Source organism: Lactobacillus nasalidis, assembly GCF_016587775.1.
Lineage (GTDB): Bacteria > Bacillota > Bacilli > Lactobacillales > Lactobacillaceae > Lactobacillus > Lactobacillus nasalidis.
This window is the reverse complement of the sequence record NZ_BOCG01000151.1, coordinates 1-4,767: the sequence shown is the minus strand read 5'-3', so window position 1 is coordinate 4,767 and position 4,767 is coordinate 1. Positions and strand designations below refer to the sequence as shown.

The 4,767-nt window shown below is 53.8% G+C and carries 4 protein-coding genes and 1 pseudogene; 3 read left to right on the top strand and 2 right to left on the bottom strand.

The window, feature by feature from the left end; genetic code table 11:
* Both lacNas_RS02665 and lacNas_RS02660 read right to left on the bottom strand, forming a co-directional pair.
* Nucleotides 1-525, bottom strand: a 525-nt coding sequence (locus lacNas_RS02665) for a proline iminopeptidase-family hydrolase (RefSeq protein WP_201346562.1), incomplete at its 3' end; no start/stop codon positions are given.
* A gap of 47 nt (nucleotides 526-572) precedes the next feature.
* Nucleotides 573-1,640 (bottom strand): hypothetical protein, encoded by a 1,068-nt coding sequence (locus tag lacNas_RS02660; protein ID WP_201331583.1) that lies wholly within the window; start codon nucleotides 1,638-1,640, stop codon nucleotides 573-575.
* A gap of 145 nt (nucleotides 1,641-1,785) precedes the next feature.
* Here lacNas_RS02660 and lacNas_RS02655 point away from each other — a divergent pair, with 145 nt between their 5' ends.
* The 3 genes and pseudogenes from lacNas_RS02655 to lacNas_RS02645 all read left to right on the top strand — a co-directional run.
* Entirely contained in the window at nucleotides 1,786-3,381 is a 1,596-nt protein-coding gene (locus tag lacNas_RS02655; protein WP_201331582.1) for an ABC transporter ATP-binding protein, read from the top strand.
* A gap of 210 nt (nucleotides 3,382-3,591) precedes the next feature.
* Entirely contained in the window at nucleotides 3,592-4,335 is a 744-nt protein-coding gene (locus tag lacNas_RS02650) for a PAS domain-containing protein (protein ID WP_201331581.1), read from the top strand.
* Between the two features lie 161 nt (nucleotides 4,336-4,496).
* Nucleotides 4,497-4,767 (top strand): annotated as a pseudogene (locus lacNas_RS02645) (PAS domain-containing protein); the annotation flags it as partial.

Genomic DNA, 4,767 nt, shown 5'->3' with positions numbered 1-4,767 from the left:
CTGGTTGGCGTAGTCGCCTTTTGCCTCGCATTCGTGCATGAAGTCGATTTCCGTCTGCGGCAGGACTTCTTGCCGGCGGCGGTTGACGGCGGCCACGTATTCGTCGATGTCGTCAACCATGGAGGAGATGATGGCCCCCTTGAGGTGGTCGCCGTACTTGACGGCGTATTCCTGGACCAGCAGGCCGCCCCAGCTCTGCCCGATCAGGTAGAAGTTGTCGATGCCCAGCTTCTGGCGGACTTCTTCAACTTCGTCCAGGAAGTATTCGTAAGTCAGGTACTTGTCAGCGATCTTTGGGTCGCTGTAGTCCGGCTGGTCGGAATAAAGCGAACCTAGCTGGTCGTACATGTGGACCTGGACGTTCAGGCCCTGCTTTTTCAATTGCTCAGCCGTGTCTTCCCAGTATTCGTGGTTGCCGCCCGGGCCCCCGTGCAGGCAGAGCAGGTGGATGTCGCCTGTGCCTTGAGTGTTGGTCCAGAGATGGTAGCCATTGTCCAGAGTCAAAATCGTCGTTCCTTGTTTCATCTGCAAAATCTCCTAACTATTGCTTTGTCCTAATATATTTTACGCCTTTACTGGTTCTGGGCGGCCAGGAATTCGCGCATTTTTTCCAATTCGGTGCTGGCCAGGTCCAGGATGCAGACATTTTCAAAAAGGTGGCTGACTTCCTGCCCGCTTTCCGGGTCCTGGATGCTGAAGCCCTGGCCGTTTACTTCCGTCACGTAGCCCAGGTTTTCGCCGGGCAGCTCGTAGTCATCGACGTTGACCAGCTGCTTGCCGGCCTTTTGGATCACTTCGGCCACGCTGGGCACATGGTCCAGGGATTCAGCCAGCTGGCTCAGCTGGCCCGGGTCAAAGATGCCCTTTCTTTGATTGCGGGCGACCAGGAAGCTGTTGAAGTCGATCGCCGCGGAAGTGACGGATTCGTGCACCACGTCCTCGCGGTTGACCAGGCAGACGGCCTCCAGCTGCCCGTAGTCATTGAGGCTTTCAAAGAGCAGGTAGTGGTCATCCTGGTCCAGCACCCGGCCCAGCAGGTAGTTGCCGAAGCGGTCGTCTTCCAGCCAGTCCAGGTAGAGCTCGACCAAGCCGTAAGGGTTTTGGCCGGCAAACTGGTCCTTGACCGTCCGGTATTCCTTCCAGAGCTTGTGCAGGGGAGCGTTCAGTTCCAGGCTGGAGATTTCCGCCAGCGGCACGACCAGGCGCAGCTGGTCAGGCTCGTAATCGGCCCCGATCTGCCTAAGCTGGATTTCCTTGGGGCTGGTGCGGACGATGAGGCCGGTGTAGACAGTCCCGCTGGTCAAGGTCAGGCTGATGGGCAGCTCTTTTTCCATGGCGGTTTCGCAGGCCGCGATCAGGCTGGTCAGGGGCGTTTTCAGCAGCTGCTGGTTAAGCGGCATGAGCTCAAAAGGATCAGTCGACCGGCCCTCGTCGATCAGGCGCTGGCAGTAGGCCAGGCTGGGGGATTCGTCGACGCTGGCCAGCACGTCCTGGTTGCTGACGACCAGGAGCCCGCCAGCGTTGGCATCATCATCCAGGCTGATGAGGACCGTGACTTCGGAACTTTGGTAAACCAGGTAGCCCAGGTAGTAGCTGCCGGTTTGCTGATCGGCTTTGGTGTGCAGTTCGACAAGTTTCATTTTTTACTTTTAAATCCTTTCTAAACAACTAGGGGTAATCGCTTTAGCAAGATTTTACTTTCTTAGGAATGTCTTAATTATATCAATGTCAGCGGAAAAAACAGGAAAGATTGCTATAATGATTATGAAAGAGAGGGATTTTCCAATGAGTCTCAAATACGCACGGAAAAGCCAGGTCGCCCTATTCACCTTCCTGGCGGCAATCAAGGCCTGCAATGTTTTGTTCGTGGCCTACATGCTCAAGATCATGCTCAACATTGCTTCATCGGGCAAGAGCGACTACAGCCGCCTGGTTGCTTTCGCCGCTTTGACGGCCGGCGGCCAGCTGCTGTTCATGGCCAGCAATTTTGTCTATGAAACGACCAAAATGAACATCATCCGCAGCGTGAATATGACCTTGAAGGAGGCCAATTTACGCTATTTGATCGACCAGAACAGCCTGGACACCAAGGATGGGCTGAGCTTTATGACCAATGACTTAAAGCAGATCGAGACCAACCGGGTGACGGCCCAGCTGGACATCATCTACCAAAGTCTGACCTTTGTCGGCTCGCTGGCTTTTGCCTTCTACAATTCCTGGGAAATGACCCTGGTCTTCATCATCGCCACGCTGGCGCCGGCCTGTGTGCAGATTTTTACCAGCCGGATCATCACCAAGAAGTCCAAGATCTGGACCAAGAAGAACGCCGTTTACACCCAGTACGTGTCCGACAGTTTGAACGGGGCGCAGTCAGCCCGGCTCTACAACGTCCGCACCAACATCGTCAAGCGGGCGGTGAGCGCGGCCGGGGACATGGAAACGGCCTTGAGAAACATGACGCTGACCCAGGCCTGGGCCCTGGAACTGATTTATTCAGCGGCTGAGCTTTTCTGCTTCATCATTCCCTGCACGATCGGCGGGATCATGATGATGCAGGGCCGGCTGGCAGTCGGGACTCTGGTCATGATGGTCGATTTGGCCATCAACTTCATCACGCCGGTGGTCACCCTGTTCAACGAATTCAACCAGGTCAAGTCCACGGTGCCGATGTGGCAGCGGACCCAGCGGGCCCTCAACTACGTGCAAAAAGACGACAGCTACCCGGTCGACCACTTCGACGGCATGGAAATCCGCGACGTGGCTTACGTGACCAAGCACAGCAAGCGGCAGATTTTTGAACACGTGAACATCAAGGTCAAGCCGGGAGAAAAAATTCTGTTGATGGCCCCGTCAGGCTGGGGAAAGACGACGCTTCTGCGGCTCATGCTGGGGATCTACAAGCCGAGTCACGGGGAAATCCTGATCAACAGCGAAGACGTGACCGGGGACTGGTACAAGGCCCACAACTTCTACTCCTACGTCAACCAAAAGCCGTTCATGTTTGACGACACTCTCCGCTTCAACGTGACTTTGGGCCGAGAAGTCGATGAAGAGCAGCTGCTCATGGCCTGCCATGAAGCGGGGCTGGACGACCTGATCCAGGAAAACGGCCTGGACTACTCTGTCGGCGAGAACGGCAACAACCTCTCCGGCGGGCAGATCCAGCGGGTGGAAATCGCCCGGGCCCTCTTGTCCGGCCGGCCGATTCTGCTGGCTGACGAAGCCACCAGCGCGCTGGACCCGCGCCTGTCTCTGGAAATTCACGAGACCCTGCTGGGCAACCCGAAGGTGGCGGTCATCGAGGTGGCCCACAAGATTTCGGACGTGGAAAAGGCCATGTTCGACCAGATCATCGTTTTGAACAAAGTCAAGCCGGATTAGGCTTGGCTTTTTTGCTGCGCTTTTCATCTTTTATATGATAAAATATATCAAATCCTGGTCTACAAAAATACTTTAAGTCAAATATTAAATTTACCGCATATTAAAAATATGATATATTATTCTTGAAAGGTAAGTGCTTACAGAGTACAATTAAACTTGTAAGTAAGAAAAGATAACAAGTAGTTTGTAAGAACTTAAGGAGACTGAATCTTGGCAGAACCAAAATGGCTGCAGGACATGAACCCTGAAGAATATTTGAAGGAAGATTTTGAAGCAACTGGCCACAGCCGCTACACGGTTGACGGCTTGGACAAGAACGACCCTGAGTGGCTGGACAAGGCAGCTGCCAAGGTTGGCGCGGCTGAAGGGGACGACTACGTGAAGCTGGACGCTGGTCTTTTGACCGTTAACCAGCTCAACTGGATGCTGCGGAACACTTTTGGCGAAATGACTTACGTGGACGACAACAACCAATTCCTGTGGTACAACCGTCCACAAGACCCTAACTACAAGATGAAGGCCGGCCGTGTGCCAGCCCAAGTCGGCGACACTATGGGCGCGGTTCACCCTGACATCCGCGACGTCATCCCGACTGCCAAGAAGGTCGTGCACGCTCTGCGGACCAAGGAAGGCGGCCATGACTCAGTTTGGATGCCGGTGCCAACTGGCAACCTGACCGAACTCGTTTTGCACTACTACAAGAGAGTGGAAGACGAAGAAGGCAACTACATGGGTATCTATGAATGGGTACAAGACATCTACCCATTCGTGAAGTACTTCTGCGAATCAACTGGCCAGAAGCTGGTTGTTGACCCAGACGCTTCAACTGGGGCAACCTACCGCCGCAACTCTGACCCAGACGCCAAGACTGGTCCTTCAACCAAGGCAGCAGCTGCCAAGGAAGAAGAGAAGCCAGCTGAACCAGAAGCAACCAGCGGTGCTTCCCACCACTAATCAGCATTAAGACAATTTACGATTATTGCTCTAAGACCAGCCTGAGGCTGGTCTTTTTTTGTCCCTTTTGAAGAAAAAACTGGCTTAAGTTCCTGTTGCATGTTATTATTAAATTAACAGGTAATGAATGCAAGTAGTTTGAATAGAAAGCGTGACGTGAAATGGCTAGAGATGACGGTTTGTACTGGCTGGGTGAACTGGACCAGAATAAGGTGGCTGAAGAAGATCTGGCAGGGAAGGGCAAAGGGAAGTACACGGTTGAAGGGATTGACCCAAATGATCCGGACTGGCTGGAAAAGGCGGCCGCCAAGACCCAGGCAGTCAGCGGGGACACTTATGTCAAGCTTGACTGCGGACTGCTCACGGTCAACCAGATCAACTGGCTGCTGCGCAGCGTTTTTGGCGAACTGACCTACTGTGATGACAACCACC

Bases quoted from the DNA above. Each gene is read 5' to 3' on its own strand.
- lacNas_RS02660 (WP_201331583.1), bottom strand. From the start codon at position 1,640: ATGAAACTTGTCGAACTGCACACCAAAGCCGATCAGCAAACCGGCAGC.
- lacNas_RS02655 (WP_201331582.1), top strand. From the start codon at position 1,786: ATGAGTCTCAAATACGCACGGAAAAGCCAGGTCGCCCTATTCACCTTC.